The organism is Nocardiopsis prasina DSM 43845 (assembly GCF_000341265.1).
Lineage (GTDB): Bacteria > Actinomycetota > Actinomycetes > Streptosporangiales > Streptosporangiaceae > Nocardiopsis > Nocardiopsis prasina.
Genome location: NZ_ANAE01000108.1, coordinates 1 through 19099 on the forward strand (window position 1 = coordinate 1; position 19099 = coordinate 19099).

Annotated in this window: 12 protein-coding genes and 1 pseudogene; 5 read left to right on the forward strand and 8 right to left on the reverse strand. The window is 72.2% G+C overall.

Annotated elements, in window-relative coordinates; all coding sequences use genetic code 11:
• Nucleotides 1-806: MFS transporter (locus D452_RS0110205; protein WP_017544050.1), on the reverse strand; the 806-nt coding region annotated here is incomplete at its 3' end.
• A 230-nt stretch (nucleotides 807-1036) separates the two neighbouring features.
• Nucleotides 1037-2488: an NCS2 family permease gene (locus tag D452_RS0110210; RefSeq protein WP_017544051.1), complete on the reverse strand. Its 1452-nt coding sequence runs from the start codon at nucleotides 2486-2488 to the stop codon at nucleotides 1037-1039.
• A gap of 221 nt (nucleotides 2489-2709) precedes the next feature.
• Between D452_RS0110210 and D452_RS0110215 the strand changes: the two genes are divergently transcribed.
• The 3 genes from D452_RS0110215 (at nucleotide 2710) to D452_RS0110225 (ending at nucleotide 5578) form a co-directional block, all read left to right on the forward strand.
• Nucleotides 2710-2997 carry a DUF2530 domain-containing protein gene (locus tag D452_RS0110215; protein WP_017544052.1) on the forward strand — a complete coding sequence of 96 codons (288 nt, stop codon included), beginning with the start codon at nucleotides 2710-2712 and terminating at the stop codon, nucleotides 2995-2997.
• A gap of 52 nt (nucleotides 2998-3049) precedes the next feature.
• Nucleotides 3050-4546 (forward strand): DUF7059 domain-containing protein, encoded by a 1497-nt coding sequence (locus D452_RS0110220; protein WP_017544053.1) that lies wholly within the window; start codon nucleotides 3050-3052, stop codon nucleotides 4544-4546.
• 273 nt (nucleotides 4547-4819) lie between these two features.
• Nucleotides 4820-5578, forward strand: a complete 759-nt coding sequence (locus tag D452_RS0110225) for a DUF6518 family protein (protein WP_017544054.1) — start codon at nucleotides 4820-4822, stop codon at nucleotides 5576-5578.
• Here D452_RS0110225 and D452_RS0110230 read toward each other — a convergent pair.
• Together D452_RS0110230 and D452_RS28050 are read right to left on the reverse strand one after the other, a co-directional pair.
• On the reverse strand, nucleotides 5556-7229 hold the full coding sequence (locus D452_RS0110230; protein ID WP_017544055.1) for an MFS transporter: 1674 nt from the start codon (nucleotides 7227-7229) through the stop codon (nucleotides 5556-5558). The genes D452_RS0110225 and D452_RS0110230 overlap by 23 nt on opposite strands.
• Nucleotides 7226-7885 (reverse strand): TetR/AcrR family transcriptional regulator, encoded by a 660-nt coding sequence (locus tag D452_RS28050; protein ID WP_017544056.1) that lies wholly within the window; start codon nucleotides 7883-7885, stop codon nucleotides 7226-7228. Before D452_RS28050 ends, D452_RS0110230 begins: the two co-directional genes overlap by 4 nt.
• Nucleotides 7886-8389: 504 nt before the next feature.
• Between D452_RS28050 and D452_RS0110240 the strand changes: the two genes are divergently transcribed.
• Nucleotides 8390-9235: an MOSC domain-containing protein gene (locus D452_RS0110240; RefSeq protein WP_017544057.1), complete on the forward strand. Its 846-nt coding sequence runs from the start codon at nucleotides 8390-8392 to the stop codon at nucleotides 9233-9235.
• A gap of 1065 nt (nucleotides 9236-10300) precedes the next feature.
• Here the strand turns inward: D452_RS0110240 and D452_RS28055 are convergent.
• The 4 genes and pseudogenes from D452_RS28055 to D452_RS0110260 form a co-directional block, all read right to left on the reverse strand.
• Nucleotides 10301-13461, reverse strand: a pseudogene (locus D452_RS28055) (sacsin N-terminal ATP-binding-like domain-containing protein).
• Nucleotides 13462-13707: 246 nt separating this feature from the next.
• Complete coding sequence (locus D452_RS0110250) at nucleotides 13708-14463, reverse strand: DUF3027 domain-containing protein (RefSeq protein WP_017544058.1); 756 nt, start codon at nucleotides 14461-14463, stop codon at nucleotides 13708-13710.
• A 334-nt stretch (nucleotides 14464-14797) separates the two neighbouring features.
• Complete coding sequence (locus D452_RS0110255; protein WP_017544059.1) at nucleotides 14798-15181, reverse strand: cold-shock protein; 384 nt, start codon at nucleotides 15179-15181, stop codon at nucleotides 14798-14800.
• 495 nt (nucleotides 15182-15676) lie between these two features.
• Nucleotides 15677-16435, reverse strand: coding sequence for a hypothetical protein (locus tag D452_RS0110260; RefSeq protein WP_040693493.1), 759 nt, complete (start codon nucleotides 16433-16435; stop codon nucleotides 15677-15679).
• Nucleotides 16436-16588: 153 nt separating this feature from the next.
• On the opposite strand from D452_RS0110260, the gene D452_RS0110265 reads away from it, so the two are divergent.
• The gene (locus D452_RS0110265) at nucleotides 16589-19042 is read left to right on the forward strand and encodes a helicase-associated domain-containing protein (protein WP_017544061.1); all 2454 of its coding nucleotides are present in this window, start codon (nucleotides 16589-16591) and stop codon (nucleotides 19040-19042) included.
• The last annotated feature ends 57 nt before the right edge of the window (nucleotides 19043-19099 follow it).

Here is a 19099-nt window from a genome sequence, read left to right on the forward strand (position 1 = left end):
ACCGCGAGCGAGGCGGCGGCCACGCCGAAGGCGGTGGCACCGGCCTCGAAGACGTTGTTGACCATGAGGGCGATCTGGTTCTGCGCGTTGGCGCCGAAGAACTGCACGGAACCGGCGAGGACCAGCAGCAGGACCAGGTCGCGTCTGCTCCCGATGTAGCGCAGGCCCTCGCGGATCTGCCCCTTGCCGCGCGGCACGCGTTCGGTGGGGTTGAGGTCGGCGGTCCGGATCAGCAGCAGCGCCACGATCGTGAAGGCGAACGACAGCCCGTTGATCATGAACACCGGTCCGCTGCCGACCAGGCCGATCAGCACACCGGCGATGGCGGGGCCGGTGACGCGGCCGAGCTGGAAGCTGGCGCTGTTCAGGGCGATGGCGTTGGGCAGCAGCTCGCGGTCGACGATCTCCGGGACGAAGGCCTGGCGTCCCGGGTTGTCGAGCACGGTGATCATGCCGAGGCCGAAGGCGAACAGGTAGACGTGCCATACCTCGGCGGCGCCGAGCGTGGCCAGGATGCCCAGGCCGACCGCGAGCACGCCCATGCTGGCCTGCGTGATGACCAGGAGCTTGCGCTTGTCGAACCGGTCGACCATGGCGCCGCCCCAGAGCCCGAGGAAGAGCATGGGCAGGAACTGGAGCGCGGTGGTCATCCCCAGCGCGATCCCGCTGCCTCCGCTGAGTTGGAGGACCAGCCAGTCCTGGGCGATGCGCTGCATCCAGGTGCCGGGGTTGGAGACCAGCTGGCCGAGGGCGTAGATGCGGTAGTTGCGGACGGCCAGCGAACGGAACATCGCGATGCGGCGCATCAGTCCCTCCCCGTCGGACGGCGGGAAGGGACGGAGACGACCACTGGTACGTGGTTTCGGGGGCGGAGAAGTAAACGGCGTTGACTCATCAACTGACGCAACGCCGTCCACCCCGCCGCGCATTCCCCACGACCCGCCCATGACAGGGGCCGACCCGCGCACGACAGGGGCCGACGTCCCCGCAAAGGGGAGGTCGGCCCGTGTCGGAAGCGGTTCACCGCGTCAGGAGGTCACCCGATCAGGGCGTAGATCGGCGCCTCCGCGAAGTGGATCAGGAAGATCACCGAGATCAGCCACAGGAGCGGGTGCACCCGGCGGCCGCGGCCCGTGACCAGCATGACGAAGGCGAAGGCGAGCAGGCCGAACCCGATCCCGTTGGCGATCGAGTAGGTGAACGGCATCATGATGATCGCCAGGAAGGAACCGATGCCGATGGCCGGGTCCCTGAAGTCGATGTTGGTCACCTGGGTCATCATCATGAAGCCGACGATCACCAGGACCGGGGTGGCCGCCTCGAACGGCACCAGGGTGACCAGCGGCGTGAACAGGGTCGCGACCAGGAACATCGCACCGGTGACGATCGGGGCGATACCCGTGCGGGCGCCCTCACCGACACCGGCGGCGGACTCCGCGTAGAGCGTGGCGACCGACGCGGAGCCGAGGCCGCCCAGGACCGTGCCGAGGGAGTCGGCGACCAGCACCTCACGGGTGCCCTCGATGTTGCCGTCCTCGTCGGCCAGGCCGCCCTGGTGCGCGACGCCGACCATGGTGCCCATGGTGTCGAAGAAGTCGGCCAGCAGCAGCGTGAAGATCAGCATGATGACGGTGGCGACGCCCACGTCGGAGAAGCGACCGGCGAGCCCACCGTCGAGGAACAGGCCCAGGAGCGAGATGTCGGGGAGCGCGACCAGGTCGGCAGGGCTGCTGGGCAGGCTCGGGACGGTCAGACCCCACCCGAGGCCGTCGGCACCGTCCCCGAGGAGCGTCTCGACCCCGATGGCGACGAACGTGGTGGCCACGATGCCGATGAGCAGCGCGCCGCGCACGTTGCGCACGTAGAGGGCGATGCTCAGCAGCAGGCCGATGACGAAGATCAGGATCGGCCAGCCGTTGAGGCCGCCGTCGCCGAGCTGCACCGGGGTGCCCTCGCCCGCCTGCACGAACCCGGCGTTGACCAGGCCGATGAACGCCAGGAACAGACCCACACCGACCGCGATGGCCACCTTGAGACCGGGCGGGATCGCGACGAAGACCGCGGTACGGAACCCGGTGAGCACCAGGATGAGGAGCAGGACGCCCTCGATGATGATCAGCAGGAAGACGTCGGCCCACGACATGAGCGGCGCGATGCCGTAGGCGACCACGGCGTTCAGGCCCATGCCCGCCGCGATGGCGAACGGGTAGCGGCTCACCACGCCCATGAGGACGCAGGAGAGGGCGGCGACCAGGGCCGTCATCGCGGCGACGCCGGGGATGCCCAGGGTGTCGCCGTTGACGTCCTCGGCGGTGCCGATGATCAGCGGGTTGAGGACGACGATGTACGCCATGGCGAAGAAGGTCGCCATGCCACCGCGGATCTCGGTGCCGATGGTGGAGCCGCGTTCCGTGACGCGAAAGTAGCGGTCCAGCGCGTTCCTGGGTTGTCTGTGCTCGTCAGTGGGGGATGGTGTCGGTGCGTTCACGTCGTCAGCCTGACCTGGTCGTGTTACTGGACAACAAGGATTCTGCGCCAGGTTAGTTGCATATTCGTACAACACCAGACTCCTGATTCACACGAATTTCATAGAAACCGCCACATGATGGGGACATCGGATCTTTGGGTGTGACCAAGGCATCTCCGCGCTGACCTCGACCGACCGCACCGCTCCCCCGCGCTCCGGACACCAGCGGATAGCCTGGGGCCGTGCCCAAACCTCGCCAGCCCGATCCCGAAGTCCACGAGAGCGACTACCGCGTCCCGGCCGCCATCGGCACGGGCGCCTGGACGATCGCGCTCGTCGTGCTCCTCGCCATGGGGGACGGCCTGCCCGCCTCGGAGCAGTGGTGGATCGGCGTCTGTGTGACCGGGATCGCCCTGGGCGTCTTCGGGTTCCTCTACATCCCCCGCCTGCTCCGCAGACGCGACGAAGCGGTGGATCGGGCGGCCGAACGGTTCACGGAACCGGGCACCCGCGAACCCGGGACCCCCTGAACTGCGCCACCACCCCACCGGGGCACCTCGTCACCTGACCGATAATGGGCGGGTGTCTGAGACAGAATTCCCGCGAGGACTCGCCGACCGGCTCCGTGGCATCCTGATCGACGCCGACTACACGGTGTCCGGGGTCCGCGACCGCCTCGGCGACGCCGCCGCCAAGGCCCTGGCCCGCGAGCAGCTCGTGCCCGCACTCCGCGCCACGGGCGGGGAGGAACGCCTCGGACTGCTCCTGCGCCTGTGGTGGCTCCAAACCCCCATCCCGGCGCGCGCGGCCCGTGCCATCCTCCCCGTCGACGAGCTCGCCGACGCCGGACTGGTCACCGTCGAGGAGGGGGCCGACGGCGCGGTCGTGCGCGCCCTCGTCCACCTGGGCCCCTGGGAACTGGAGGACGGCCGCCCCGGCTTCGTCGTCTCCGATCCCAAGGTCCGCCCGGGCAGCGGGGACGTCCCGCGCCCCGACCACGTGGTCGGGGCGGGCGGCGCCTCCGCCAACCTCTCCCGACTGATCGTCGACGGCCCCTACGAACGCGCCCTGGACCTGGGCACGGGCTGCGGCGTGCAGGCCCTGCACCTGGCCTCCCGGGCCCGCGAGGTGGTGGCCACCGACCTCAACCCCCGCGCGGTGCGGCTGGCCGGGATCAGCCTCGCCCTGTCCGGGATCACCGGCGCCCGGCTGGCCCAGGGTTCGCTGTTCGAGCCGGTCCGCGACGAGCGCTTCGACCTGATCGTGTCCAACCCGCCGTTCGTGATCACCCCCGAGGCGGCCCGCTACACCTACCGAGAGTCGGACCTGCCCGGCGACACGGTCTGCGCGGAGCTGGTCCGGCAGGCCCCCGCCCACCTCACCGAGGGGGGCTGGGGACAGTTCCTCGCCAACTGGACGCACACGGACACCGACGACTGGCAGGACCGGGTGGGCGGCTGGATCACCGGCACCGGCTGTTCCGGCTGGGTCGTCCAGCGCGACGTCCAGGACCCCGCCGAGTACGTGGAGCTGTGGCTGCGCGACTCCTGCGAGCACGGCACCCCCGAGTACACGCGCCGCTACGACGCCTGGTTGGACTACTTCGACCGCGAGGGCATCAAGGGCATCGGCTTCGGCTGGATCAGCCTGCGCAACGACGTCGCCCAGGACGCCACCGTGCGGGTGGAGGAGCTGCGGCACGACGTCCAGCAGCCGGTGGGGCCCTACCTGCCGGACGTGGTGGACGGCGCGATGACCGCGCACCGCCTCACCGACGCGGCGCTCCTGGCCGCGCACGTGGCGTTGGCGCCGAACGTGGTGGAGGAGCGCGTGGCCGTGCCCGGGGCTCCCGACCCGGAGAAGATCCTGCTGCGCCAGCGCGACGGCCTGCGCCGCGTGGCGCGGATCGGCACCGTGGAGGCGGCGCTGGCCAGTGTCTGTGACGGCACGATGCCGGTCGGTCCGCTGCTGGACGCGATCGCCGACCTCATGGGCGAGGACCCGGTGATGATCCGCGAGCGCACCCCGGAGGCGCTGCGCACGCTGATCTCCGAGGGGTTCTTCCGCGTCGCCCGCTGACGAACCGGTGGAGCGGGGGCAGTGGGGCGGTGGGGCGGGGGCGGTGGAGCGGGGGCGAGCCGGTGGGGCGAACCGGCGAGACGAACGCTGGGACGAACCGGCGGGACAAACCGCCGGGGCGAACAGGTGGGACGAGCCGGTGGGGCGAGCCGGCGGGACAAACCGCCGGGGCGAACAGGTGGGGCGGACCCCGGCGATAGGACACAGGGAACGGCCCCCGGACACTCCGCAGGGGCCGACGTGTCCCGTCGACCATGCCCCGAGGACCCCACCGTGACCACACCCGGCACCGGCACCGGCAGCGACCAGCCCTCTCCCGAATCCGATCCCAGATCCGAACTGGGATCCGCACCGGGATCCGGGCCCGAGCACGGGCCCGGGCCCGGGGCGCGGTCCGCGCCCGCTTCGGGCCGGTCTCCGTGGTTCTCACTGGCCGTCGCCGTCGGAGTCGGGCTGCTGGTGGGGGTCCTCACCTCGTACGCGCAGGGACTGCTCCCCGAGGTCCTGGCGCCCCTGGCCAACTCATCGGGGTCCTGGAGCGTGGCCGCCTTCCTCCTCGCGTACCCGTCCCGTCGGCGGGGATTCGCGATCGCGACCGGCGTGCTCACCCTGTTCGCCATGGTCGCCGGGTACGACCTGGCCTCGGTTCTGAGGGGCTTCTCCCCCTCCCTGGGCTCGTCACTCTTCTGGTGCACGACCGCGGTCGTCGTCGGCCCCTTCCTCGGGTGGGGCGCCCACGCCCTCAGAACGCGCTCCCGGTACTCTCCCCTCGCGGTGGGCGCGGTGAGCGGGCTTCTCGTCGGGGAGGGCCTGTACGGCCTCACGGTCATCGCCGCCACCACGCCCGCCGAGTACTGGTGGGGGTCGGTCACGGTCGGCGCGGCCCTGCTCGTCTGGGCCGTGGTCCGCCGTTTCCCCCGCTTTCTCCCCACGCTGGGCGCGGCAGCGGTCGCCGCCCTGGTCTCCGTCGTCTTCCCGCTGGTCTACTCCGTCGACCTGAGCTTGCTGTTCACCTCGCCCTTCCTCTTCTGACCGGGGCCCTACCAGTGGCCTCGCCGTTCCTTCTCTGACCGGGGGCCTTCCCAGTGGCCTCGCCGTTCCAGCCGCGCTTGTGGAAGAAGGCGAACGCGGCGGAGGCGAGCAGGACGACGGCGGCGATGACCAGCGTGACCAGGAAGCCGTTGTCGAAGGCCCGGGCGGCTGCGGACACCAGCTCGGCGGCGTTCGCGGCGTCCAGGTCACGGGCCGCGGCGAGGGCCTCGTCCATGCCCTCGGCCGCCGAGGCGGGTGCCCCGTCGGGCAGAGTGACGGTCCGTGTGAACACGGCGGCCATCAGGCTGCCCAGCACCGCGACCCCGGTGAGGCTGCCCAGCTCGTAGGAAACCTCCTCCACGGAGGCGGCCATGCCCGCGCGGTGCGCGGGGGCGTTGCCGACGATCGCGGCGGAGGCGGCGGTCATCGCGGCACCGGTGCCCGCGCCGAGCACCAGCAGTCCGGCGACGGTCCAGGGCAGCGGAGCGGAGGCGGACAGCAGCACCACCACGGTCCCGACGGCGGAGGTCAGCAGCCCGGCGACGATCATCGGTCGCGTGCCCACCCGGTAGAGCAGAGCTCCCACGGCCACGCCCACGGGCAGGGCGCCCAGTGCCATGGCGGCAACAGTCGTCCCCGCCTGCAACGGGGTGAACCCCAGGACCAGCTGGAGGCGCTGGGTGAGGACCAGCTGTACCCCGGCCAGCGCGAACATCGCCATCCCGGCCGCGAGCACGCCGACGAGGATGCGCGGGTCGCGGAAGAGCGAGAAGTCGATCAGGGGGTAGGTCTGGCCGCGCTGGCGCCGGACGAAGCTCCAGAAGCCCAGCGCGGCGGCGACCAAGGCCGCCCCGACGGCCAGGACGGAGGGATCGGGGCTGGTGAGCTCCTTGATCGCGTAGACGGTCCCCACCAGGCCGACCATGACCTGCACGGAGGCCAGCAGGTCCCAGGGGCGGTCCGAGCTGCCCGAACCGCCCGGCGCGACCACGGCGGCCAGGACTAGCGCCACCAGGACGATCGGCACGTTCACCAGGAACACCGAGCCCCACCAGAAGAACTCCAGCAGCGCTCCGCCGACGATGGGCCCGACCGCCGCGCCCACCATCGCCATGGTGCCCCAGACACCGATCGCGATCCCGCGTTCCCGCTCGTCCACGAACGTGATGCGGATCAGAGACAGCGTGGCGGGCATCATCGCCGCGGCGCCCACCGCGAGGAAGGCCCGCCCGGCGATCAGCATGGCGGGGTTGACCGCGTAGGCGGCGACCAGCGAGGCCGCTCCGAACAGCACGAGCCCCACCAGGTACATCCGCTTGTGGCCGACCCGGTCCCCGAGGGTTCCGGCGCCCAGTAGCAGGCCCGCCATCACCAGCGGGTACGCGTTGATGATCCAGAGGCGTTCCGAGGCGGTGGCCTGGAGCTCGGAGCTGAGGGTGGGCAGCGCCGTGTACAGCACGGTCATGTCCACCGAGATGAGGAGCAGCCCGGCGGAGACGGCGGCCAGCACCAGCCAGCGTCTGGCCCGGGAGACCGGCTGGGTGCCGGGGGATCCGGTGGTTTCGGTGGTTCCAGGGGTTCTGGGGGTGTGGGCGTCCTGGTGCGTGCGCTCGTGCGGGTCTTCGTGCGCGTCATCGTGCACGCCGCTCATCGGTTCTCCCCCTTGGCCTCGGTCACGGGAGAGTTCTCTCCCTCGGTCTCGGTCACGGGAGAGTTCTCGCCCTTGGTCACAGTCACGGGAGAGTTCGCCCCCTTGGCCTCGGGAGCCTGCGGCCCTCCGACTGTCAGTTCGGCAACGCGCGCCCGCAGGGCTCGCGCCACCTCCTCGGGGAGTGCGTTGCCCGAGGTGGCGTTGAAGAGCCAGAGCCCGTCGACGGCCAGGCGGGCGAGGAAGAGATCGAGCCCCCGCGGATTGGGCGACTGCGGGGTGGGGGCCCAGCGCTCCATCAGCTCGTTCCAAATCTGGGCCAGGTCAGGGTTGGACTCGGCCTCCACCATGAAGGCGAGGTCGGCGTGGCGGACCTCCCCGCGCATCATGACGCGCACGTAGGCGGCGCCGCGCTCGGTGGGGCTGGCCTGCGTCCAGGGCCGGCCGAGTTCGGCGAGGAGCCGTTCCTCCCAGCCTTGGACGAGGTGGCGCTGGATCGCCAGGAGCAGGTCCTCCCTGGTCCGGAAGTGGTAGAGGAGGCCTCCCTTGGTCAGCCCGGCCTCCTCCGCGGTGGCTTCGAGGGTCAGCGCGGTGATGCCCTGCCGGTCGGTCACCCGGACGGCGGCATCGAGGATGAGGGTTCTCGAACTGGGTCGCATGGCAGTAACTGTACCTTCTGGAAGGTACAGTTACTGCGTGGGAGAGGAACCACGTCGCGTCTCGGGGACCCAAGCTTGTGGAAGGGTGCGGGGGGCGGGTGCACCGCTCGGGTCCGTCAGTGGGCCGGTCGGGTGGGTCTGACCTATGACTGCCGTGGGCTGGGGTGGGTCCCAGAGGCGGCCGGTGGCGACGGTCAATCCCAGCGGCCGGTCTCCCCGCAGATGCGTCCTTCGGGCGGGCCCCGTCGGACGGGTGCGGTGATCGGTCCTGTCGGAGGGGGCCATTGGATGGTTCCGGAGGTCGGTTTCCCCTCAGATGTCCTTCGGGTGAGCCCCGTCGCATGCGCGCGTCGCTCGGGTCGGTCGGGTGGGCCTGACCAAGGGGCCCCGTCGCATGGGTGCGGGGGGCGGGCACAGTGGGTGCGGTCGGAGGGGCACAGTGAGACCGGGACGGCGGTCGGGTCCCGTCGGACGAGTGCGGCGGCGCCCGGTAGCGTCTTCGACATGAGCCCTACTCCGACCGCCCGTGTCTCCTCCCTCGTCGTCTACCCCGTCAAGGGATGCGCCGGTCTGGCCCTGCGCACCGCAGAGTTCACCGCCGCCGGGATCACCCACGACCGCTCGTTCATGGTGGTCGACGACTCCGGTGACTTCCGCAGCCAGCGCAGGGACCCGCGCATGGCTCGGATCGTGCCCGACCTCACCGCGGACGGCTCCCGGCTGGTCCTGAGCACCGAGGGCCTCTCACCCGTCAAGGTCGACGTGGACCCCGAGGGTCCCCGCCTGGACGTGACGGTGCACAACAACCCGCTCGTCGGAGTGGACCAAGGCGACGAGGTGGCCGGGTGGCTGAGCGAGCTGTTCGGCCGCACCAGCCGTCTGGTGCGGGTCCCCGACGACAACAGGCGGGTGACCACCGGAGTCACGCCCGGCACCGCCGGGTTCGCAGACGGCCACGCTGCCGTGATCGGGTCGACTCGCTCGTTGGAGCAGCTCAACGAGCGCATCGTCGCCAACGGCGCCCAGCCCGTGCCGATGGCCCGGTTCCGGCCGAACGTCGTCGTCACCGGTTGGACCGAGCCGCACACGGAGGACCTGATCCGCCGGGTCCGCGTGGGCACCACCGAGCTGGGTTACGCGAAGATGTGCACCCGATGCGCGGTCACCACCGTCGACCAGGAGACCGGGGACCGGTGCGGCCCCGAGCCGCTGCGCGCCCTGGCCGCCTACCGCCGCGTCGCCGACGGGGGCGTTGCCTTCTGCACCAAGTTCGCGGTGACGGGTACAGGCGTGGTGTCGGTGGGCGACGCGCTGGACGTTGTGGAGTGGGCCGAGGCACCGGAGGCGTAGGGCGTGTTCTGGGTGCTTTCGCCGGTGGGGGCGGAGCGGCGATCGAGGCGAGCGGGCCCGTCTTCCCTGTGTCTGGCTACCTTCCCCGCTGTGTACGGCTACCTCACTGCTGTGTCCGGCTACGCGAGCTTCGTAGTGTCGCGCAGCGGGCGCCCGGGGTTGGGGTTGGGGTTGGCTGTGGGAGCTTGATCGGCGCGGTGAGATACAGCCTGGTCGCGACGCGAGGACATCGTGCCGCAGGGGTCAGTTGAGGTGGCGGGCCAGGGCTGGGAGGAAGGATCGATCCCGGAACGCGACCTAGGGCTGAGCCTGGGGGGTGGGCTTAGGGCAGGCGGGTGGGTGGGTGGTGGGTGGTGCAGGGATCTGCGTGGGTTTTCCGTTCGGGCGTCTGTGGTGGAGGTTCGGGCCACCCCCCGGTGCTGACGGGAGCCCGGTGTTCATCCAACTGAGCCAGGTGGAGGCTGATGTGGCAGCCATCAGTGGCCGCTACGCACCTCGCTGGACGTGCCCTCGACCTCTACCACTGGCAGTATGAAAAAGCGCGAGGAACGCAGCCGGCCCACCCCCCAGGACAACCGACGTGCTCTAGAAGAACGTGTCCCCAGCACTGGCAAAAACCCCCGCCGCCCCAGCGCCGCCCACCGCACTCCCGCCAACCCGCACACACCAACGAGCGCACACACGTGCCCGTCTCTAGACCCCCAGAGTCTGAGGGGAACAGCGCCGTGCAGCTCACAACAACACGTGGTTACGGTTCAAACCCCCAAGGGGCGCAGCAACCTGCACGCCCGTGCCCCTTCACCCCTCCCGAGCGCTTCTCGTGGTTGGGCTTCGCCCCCCGGATGTGCGGGGAACCGCGCCGTGCGGGTCACAACAGCACGTGGTTGCGCTCCAAACCCCCAAGGGGTGCGGGACGCTGCACGCCACTGCCTCACAACAGCGTGTGGTTGAGCCCCGGGTGCGCAGGACACTACAGCGCACGGCGGGGTTCCCGAACCCCTGGGTGTGCGGCGGCCTGTGCGCCTGTGGCCCTTCGCCCCTCCGGGCGCGGGCCTGGTGCGGGGGTTACTCCAGGTCGGCCTCGGCCAGCAGGTGCGCGGCGGAGGACGGGTCCCGCAGCACGGCCGCGAGCAGGTGGCGGCGGGACCACTGGCCGGACCGCCAGCACAGGGCCCGGGCCAGCCCCTCGGTGCCGGAGGCGTGCACCGAGCCGTCGCCCGTGTACCAGTCCACCTCCACACCGTCCACGGTGAGTTTCTGGTGGTGCAGATAGGTGCGGTCCGGCTCACGGTCACCGGCGAGGAACAGGGCGGCCTCGTCCGGGACCGCGCGGATGCGGCCGGCCGAGTTGACCTTCCCGGTGACGCTCTCCGACGCCAGGTCCAGGTCCAGCACGTCGGCCAACCGTTCGGCCGACGCCGTCTCGGCCAGCACCAGCGGCCGGTCCGCCACCAGGGGCAACAGGTCCGGCGAGTCCACCACCACGGCGTCCTCCGCGTCGGCGACCACGATCGCGCCCTCGTTGACCGCTCGCACCAGTGAGGGCGGGGTGACGAGGTCGGCGTCGGCGTCGGCCAGCACGGTCCACAGGCGGCGCAGGGAGGAGCGGCTCACGTGCCGGGCCGGGTCGGCCAAACGGTTGAGCAGGTCGTCCGCGCCGTCCGGGTCCGCCAGCAGGTCGGCGAGGGTCGTGCGCACACCGAGGGCCCGGGCGAACTCGGGGTCGACGTCGGCGGGTACCTCGTCGTAGAGCCCGGCCAGCGCGGGATCGGCGTCGGCCGTGCGCAGCTCGACCGGGGCGCGGCCGTCCAGGAGCGCCCGGGTGCGCAGCCACCAGGCGGTGTAGGAGGGGACGTCGACCACCCGGCCGTCCGGCATGACCAACCGGGCGGGTTCGGTGACGGCCTCGCGCAGCGGCTCCCGGGAGAGCATCGCCAGGGCCTGCGGCCAGGCGTCGTCGGCGACGTAGTCGAGGTCGGCGACGCACACCAGCTCGGGGACCACTGGCGGGAGTTCGGGGTCGCCCACACGCTCCAGGACCTCGTCGGCCCAATCGTCCAGACCGTCCGGTCCCTCGTCACCGGCGCCGTCGAAGGCCAGCGGCGCCTCTCCGAGGGCTGCCTCCTCCGTGCGCACCACGGTGAGCTCCCACAGGGCTCCTACGGCACGCAGGGCGTCGGTGCCGTGGCGTCGGACGAGGTCGTCGTGCACGGTGCCGAAAGGAGCGTCGTCCACCAGCAGGTCGGCCAGAGGCGCTCCGGGCACGAGGAGTTCGGCGGCGATCGAGTAGCCGTCCTCGTCGTCGCGCAGGGCGAGTTCCGCCAGCCAGGGAGCGTCCCGGACCGTCGTGCCGGAGGCCGCGACCAGGTCCAGGACCGCCTCGGCGACGGGTTCGGGGTCCTCGGCGTCCAACGACTCCCGGACCGCCGCCTCGGTGTTGGGGTCGGCCAGGACCGTGGCGGCCCCGGCCTCCACGGCACCCAGCCGCAGCAGCAGCGGGGGGGCCGCCTCGGGGGGCACCACGCNGGGTGGGCCGCCTCGGGGTGCACCACGCGCACACCCAGGGTGGCCAGGGCGGCGGGGTCGAGCCGGTGGCCGTCGGCGTCGGTGACCCTCGCCCAGTCCTCGGTGGGCACCAGCAGCGAGCGCGGTCCCCGGACCAGCCGGTCGTCGGCCAGGGGCACCGGAAGGGCGCCGAGTTCATCGAGGTCGGCGCCGCCGCTCCCGGCGGAGCCCAGGGCCGCGTACAGCCCGCGCCACCACTCCGGCGGGCGCTGCGTGTCCCCGAGCAGGTCGGCGAGATCGGCCAGGCCCAGACGGCGCACGCGCAGGGCCGCCAGGGCGGGGTGCCGTGGGCTCCAGGAGCCGGGCAGGAGCGGCGGGACGAGTTCGGCGAGCAGGTCGACGAGGTCGGCCGCGCCGCTGGCTCCCCCGGTGTCCAGGAGGACGGCGTCACGCGGGGCGAGGGGGTGACCGGCCGCCGTGACCAGGAACGGGGTGTCCTGGAGCGGTTCGGCGACCCGGGTGCGGAAGACCGCGTCCACGGCGCCGCCGCCCACCCGTGTGGCGGGCACGAGGTCGAGGGCGGCCCCCGGTGTGAAGCGGCGCAGGAGCGCGCAGTAGGCGTCGGCCGCCTCCATGAGCAGGAGGTCCGTGGCGGCGCCCGGCTGTACGGAGCGCCGGTCCGCCCCCAGCGGGAACGTGCCGATGAGCACGGCGGGCAGGTCGAGTTCGGTGTCGGTGGGGGTGGGGGCGTGAACGACGTGTTCGACGTCGGCGGGCAGCGCGCCCACTCCGCCGTCGGGGGACACCGGCGCGGCCCAGGTGAGCGACCACGCGGAGCGTTCGCGTTCCTCCGTGGGACGGTCCGCGAGCAGGTGCGGGGCGAACTCACCGGAGCGGCGCAGGACGCGCCAGGGCGTGACCCTGCTGCCACCGGCGTCGGAGTGGGTGGTGACCAGGTCGGTCCCGGCCTCCTCGTCACCGCCCTCGCGGGTGAGCGTGCGCTCCTCGCCGTCGACGACAACCCGCACCTCGGAGAGCCCGTCCAGGGCCAGGAGCAGCGCCTCGCCGGTGCGGTCCAGCAGCTCCAGGACCCGCTCACGCGACCCGTCGCGCAGGGACAGCGTGACGAAGGTGTCGTAGTCGCCCTCGGGGCGGTCCGGCACGACGTCGGCGGGGAAGGGCAGGCGCAGCATGGGCACGTGCCCGGCGCGGCGGCCCACCTCGTCGGCGAGGTCGGCGTGGGTGCCGTCGGCGTCGAGCAGGTCCGTCACCACGGCGCGGGCCCGCTCGGCGGAGAAGTGCACGGCCGTGCCGCCGGAGTCCACGGTGACGTCGTCGCTGAGCGCCACCACGGCGGAGAATCCGACCCCGAACCGGCCCGCGGAACCGTGGTCGTCGCGTTTGCTGGAGGCCCTCAGCGTGGCCAGCGACTCCACGCCGTCCGAGGTCAGCGGCGCACCGGTGTTGGCGGCGGTGAGGCGGTCACCCTCCAGGGCCAGGAGCAGACGGCCGGGCACCCCCGCGCGGCGGGCGGCGTCAGCGGCGTTCTGCGCGAGTTCGACCACCACCCGGTCGCGGTAGCCGCCGAGTGCGAAGTCCTCCTCCGCGTTGGCGTCCTCACGGAACCGGGCGGGCGCGTCGGCCCACGCCGACAGCACGCGACGGCGCAGTTCGGCCGTGTCGAAGGTGTCAGCCACCGAAGCGGTCACCGGATCGGCCATGGTGGGTCTCCTCCTGCGCTGCGCGCGGTCCGATCAGCCCGACACGTGTACGCGGCCACGGGACGGGAGCGACAGGGCGAGCTTGATGGTAGGTCGACCCTAGCCCACGAGCGCGGCGGTTCGGGTCCGGGCGGCTCGCGTGGCGCGGGCGTGGGGGCACGCACGGGAACGGGCCCCGCCGCGTGTGCGACGGGACCCGTTGATCAGGTGGATCGGCCCGTGTGGCGGGCTCCGCGACGGGTGTCGTCAGGAGTCGCTGGAGACCAGTTCCAGTTCCGTGGTGTCGTCGAAGACGATGTGGTCGTACCCCATCTCGTCGACGACCGGTGCGACCGGCTCGTTCTGCGGGCCGGGGCGACGGACCTCGGAGTGGGCTCCGCAACCGTGGTCGAGTGACACGACCCTGCCGTCGTCGGGGGCGTACTCGTTGGTGCACACGCCGAACATCTGGCGCAGCTCACCCGCGAGCGGGGTCAGGAACCCACAGGTGGCGCAGGCCGCCGGGGCGGCCGTGGCGATGGGGCTGCGCGGTCCGGGATCGCCGTTGTACCAGCGCTCCGCGGCCTGCTCGCGGCCGACCTCGGAGAGCACCTGGCGTCGGCCGAGGCCCAGCTCCCACACCATCTGTTTGTCCATGCCCTCGGCGTCGAGTTCGCTGTCGGGCACCTGCGCGTAGCCGGGGACGAGACGTTCGTCGTCCTCTTCGGTGGGGAGCAGGTCCCCCACACCGACGTCGCCGGGGCGCAGCCTTTCCTTCCAGGGCACCCAGTTGGGAGCGACCAGGGCACCCTCGCCGGGCAGCAGGACGACCTCGTTGACCGTGACGTCCTTGGCGCGCGAGGCGCGGACCACGGTGACCGAGTAGGTCCATCCCGGGTAGGAGGGGTCCAGGCACTGGAAGTAGTGGGTGACCAGGCGCGTGTCCTCGACCTGGGCGGTGAGGTGCTCACCGACCCATTCGGGTCGCCCGACCTCCGCCGCCACCGAGCGGGCCAGATCCACCGCGTCGACACATGCTTTGTCCGGTACAGGAGAACGTCGAGAAGGGCTCACGTTCACCATTCTCACTGATCGCGGGCACCGATTTGACCATAACGCGGGTCAAGGTTCGCCCGATACGACCTCTTGACGGAGTCTTGTGCCACCGGAGACGGCGGATACGGGCGATCTGGGCGCTCACCCGCCGTGATTCCGGGGGTTCAGGACAGGAAGTCACACGTTTTTTCGGCCAGCCCATCCCCAACGCGAACGAAGGGTTCCGAGACGGAGGGAAGGCCGTGGCGGACGCCGAGCACGTACACCACGGCCCTGACCAGGTCTCACGGGCCCCGGAGCGTCAGGCCTCCAGGTCGTCGGCGACCACGCGCAGCACGGCGGCGACCCTGGCCGCCTCGCGCTTGTCGGGGTGGTGGCCCCGGCGGTAGCCGTTGGAGACGTTCTCCAGGAGTTTGATGAGGTCCTCGGTGATGAGCACCATCTCGTCGGGCTTCTTGCGCCGCGCCCTGGCCACCGAGTGCTGCGTGTCCAGGAGCCTGACCTGGAGCGCCTGGGCGCCCTTGCGCCCGTCGGCCACGCCGAACTCGACCCGTTGGCCGGGCTTCAGGGTGGTGGTTCCGGTCGGCAGCGAGGTGGAGTGCACGAAGACCTCACCCCCGTCGTCCTGGGTGAGAAAGCCGAAACCCTTGTCGCCGTCGTACCACTTGACCTTGCCGGTGGGCACGTAGAGACCTCATGCTTTCACTGACGGGCGCACGCGGCGTCGGAAACGGTGCCGTCCACCTGTTCCCCCGCCCCGGGCGGCCCCTGGTTTCCATGGGTGGCCCCAGGTTAGTGCCCGAGGGCTGGCCAAGGCGAGAGGTTATGGGCGGGACCGAATTCGCGCGCTCCATCTGAGGGCCGCGGGCACGGAACGAGGCCCGGATACGGCTCACCCGGGCCTCGCGATGTCGACGTCGTCCCCGTCACCGCTGGGTGCGGAGTGTGGGACGGGACTCGGCGGAGTCAGGGACGCCGTCGACGAGTCGGTGCCCGGGCTGGAGGCCGGACCACCCATCGTGCACCGCCTCGAAGCGACAGCGGCGGTGTACCGACATGAATACCCGACGCACCCCACGCGGATACGCGGCAACGGGCGGGCCGGAAGAGGTTATTCCCCAGGGTTTGCCAACCAGTGACGAAACGGACCGGTTCGGGGTGATCGGGCACCCCGGCGAGGTCAGCTCCTCGCCGCCCGGTCCGCGACCCGGGCCGCGCGTGCGGCCTTCGGGAAGAGGTACACCACGCACGCCAGCGACGTGAGCGCGAGGGCGGGGACCCCGGTGGCCGGCAGTGCCTGCTGGATGTACTGGTCGACGAACTTCGCCTCGCCGGTCCACAGGGCCGTCCCGACGACGCAGGCCAGCAGGGGGAGCCCCGCGCCGACCCACTTGTCCAGGGTGCTCCACACCTGGCTGAGCACGACGAGGGCGGCTCCGAGCACCCACAGGAAGGCCACGTCCCACCACACTCCGGTCAGGACGAGCATGACCAGGGCCACGGCCTCGGGCGGGTGGTGCCGGACCAGCATGAGGCTGTTGCGGGTCACCCCGGGCTTGCGGGCGACCCTGCCGTCCATGCGCAGGTCGGTCTGGCTGGGGCCCTCTAGCAGGGACATGAACCCCTGGTTGGGGCCGCCGCGCCAGGGCGGTGCCGGACGGTCGGCGTGACGCGGCTTGGGCGGGATCATCTCGTCGTCCTCGAGGTCGACCGCCCGGCCGGTGAGCTCCTCCTGAACGATGTGCTCGGGGGAGCCGAAGCCACGGAGAACCCGCCGCACGGTGTCGACGTCGTCGCCCTCGGCCTCGCGGCGCTCGTCGATGCGCGCCCGCAGGCTGGTGAGATAGGCGGTCCGTTCCCTGGCCGTCACACGTCCGTACAGCGCGAGTCCGACCTCGGAGAGATAGTCGAGTACCAATTGTTCGGAGCGCTGGTTCATGGCCCCATATTGGCCCACATTGACCTGCCTTTTAACCCCTCCCCCTCCTTTTCGGTCGCAGACTTCTCCGCCGATACGGTTCGGCTCGCCGTGAAGGGGGAGGCACCGGGAGCGGGTGTGCTCCGCCCCGCGCCATCACTTAGCGTTGATCCGATGACCGACTACGCGCCACCCGGGTCCGGCCGGGGCACGGGCGACCCCGGCGACCCGCCGGGGCGGCCCCCCACGTTCACCTCCTGGCTGCGCTCGCGCTCCGACGAGGAGCTCACCGCCCTCTTGGACGCGCGCCCGGACCTGGCGCAGCCGGTCCCGGCCGACATCGGGGCCCTGGCCCACCGCGCGACCTCGCGCAACGCCGCGCTGCGCGCCCTGGAACGGCTCGACCGGTTCACCCTCCAGGTCCTGGAGGCCGTGGTCGCGCTGGGCGACGACCGGCTCTCGGAACCGGTGGGCGCCCAGCCCGCGGATCTCGCCCGCGGACTGGGCCTGACCCCCTCCGGTGGTCGGGGCACGGAACCACTGGACGCGGCCGTGGACACCCTGCTCTCCCTCGCGCTGGTCTGGCCGGATCACGGGCGGTTGCGCCCCGTCCAGGTCCTGCGCGAACTCCTGCCCCACCCGGCACAGCTGGGACCGCCCGCCCGGGCCCTCCTGGCGGCACTCCCGCACGAGGCCGTCCGCCGACTGGCCCGCGACCTCGTCCCGCACAGCACCGCCAGCACCCCGGTGGAGACGGTCGCGACCGCGCTGTCCGATCCCGCGCGGCTCGCCACCCTGACCGCTCAGGTGGAGGCGCCCGCGCGGCGTCTGTTGGACAACCTCGCCTGGGGGCCGCCCAACGGCACCGTCACCGACGCCCGCCGGGAGGTCAGCCTGGCCACGGCGGCCTCACCGGTCGAGGAGCTCATCGCCCGGGGTCTGCTGGTGGCCACGAGCGACGACACCCTGACCATGCCCCGCGAGGTCGGCCTGCATCTGCGCTCCGGCGTGCTGTTCCGCGAGGTCGACACCGCGCCGCCCGCCTTCGAGGGGCGCCCGGTCCCTCCTGAGGCCGTCGCCCGCGCCGCCGCCGGGCAGGCCTTCACCGTGCTGCGCGCGGTGGAGGAGCTGCTGGAGCGCTGGGCCCAGGAGCCCGCCGCCGTGCTGCGCAACGGCGGCGTGGGCGTGCGCGACCTGCGCCGGGCCGCGCAGGCGATGGACACCGACGAGGACACCGCCGCCCTGTACCTGGAGGTGGTCCGGGCCGCCGGGCTGATCGGGACCGACCACCGGGTCGCCGGTGAGTGGCTGCCGACCCGCGAGTACGACCTGTGGCGCGAGCGCCCGCCGGAACGCCGGTGGCTGCTCCTGGCCCGGGCCTGGCTCGGCTCGGACCGCGTGGCCGCGCTGACCGGTTCGCGCGACGCGGGCGGACGCGTGCGCAACGTGCTCGGCCCCGGGCTGGTGCGGCCCGCCGCCCCGCAGTCACGCCGCGACCTCCTCGCCGAGCTGGGCGAGGCCGAACCCGGCCTGGCTCCCGACGAGGAATCACTCCTGGCACGGCTGGCCTGGCGCCGCCCCCGCCGCCAGTCCCCCGTGTACTCGGAGCTGGTCGGGGCGGCCGTGACCGAGGCCGCCGCGCTCGGGCTCACCGGGATGGGGGCGCTGGCCGAGCACACCCGTCCCCTGCTCACGCTCGACGAGGACGCCGACGAGGCCGCCGCCCGCGTGCTGTCCGCCGAACTCCCGCAACCGCTGGACTACGTCCTCGTGCAGGGCGACCTGACCGCCGTCGCGCCGGGTCCGCTCGTCACCGACCTCGCCCGGGAGCTCGCGCTGGTCGCGGACGTGGAGTCCACCGGCGGCGCCACCGTGTACCGCTTCACCGAGGACTCCGTGCGCCGGGCGCTGGACGCCGGACGCGGGGTCGCCGACATCACCGGGCTGTTGGAGCGCCACTCGCGGACCCCTCTGCCGCAGGCTCTGCGCTACCTCGTGTCGGACGCGGGTCGCAGACACGGCAGGCTGCGCACCGGAACGGCCTCCAGCTACCTGCGCTGCGACGAACCCGCGCTGCTCACCGAGCTGGTCTCCGACCGCCGCGCCGCCGACCTCGAACTCCTGCTCCTGGCTCCCACCGTGGTGGTGAGCGGGCTGAACCGTGCGGCGCTCACCGAGCGTCTGCGCCAGCTGGGGTACCACCCGGTGCCCGAGAGCGGTGACGGCACGATGCGGCTGGGCCGCCCCGAGGTGCGCCGCGCCGACCCGGAGCCCTCCACGGCCGTCGAGGGTGCGCCGACCCCGGAGCTCACCCGGGCCGCCGTACGCGCGCTGCGGGCCGGGGACGAGGCCGCCACGGTGGCCCGTGTGCCGGTGTCGCTGCCGGAGGGAGGCACCGCCGGGTCCCGCGCCTCCGCCGTCATGGAGGTCCTCTCGGAGGCCGCCGTGGCCGAGCGCAGGGTGTGGATCGGGTACACCGACACCGACGGCCGCCAGGTCAGCAGGATCGTCGAGCCCTCCCGTGTGGACGGCGGCTTCCTCACCGCCTACGACACCACCCGCGACGCCGTGCACCGCTTCGCCATCCACCGCATCACCGGTGTCGCCGAGCTGGCCCCCTCCGACTGACCCGCCCGACAGGGGACGGTGGCCGATTGGCCGCCATCGGCCACACCACGGGCAACT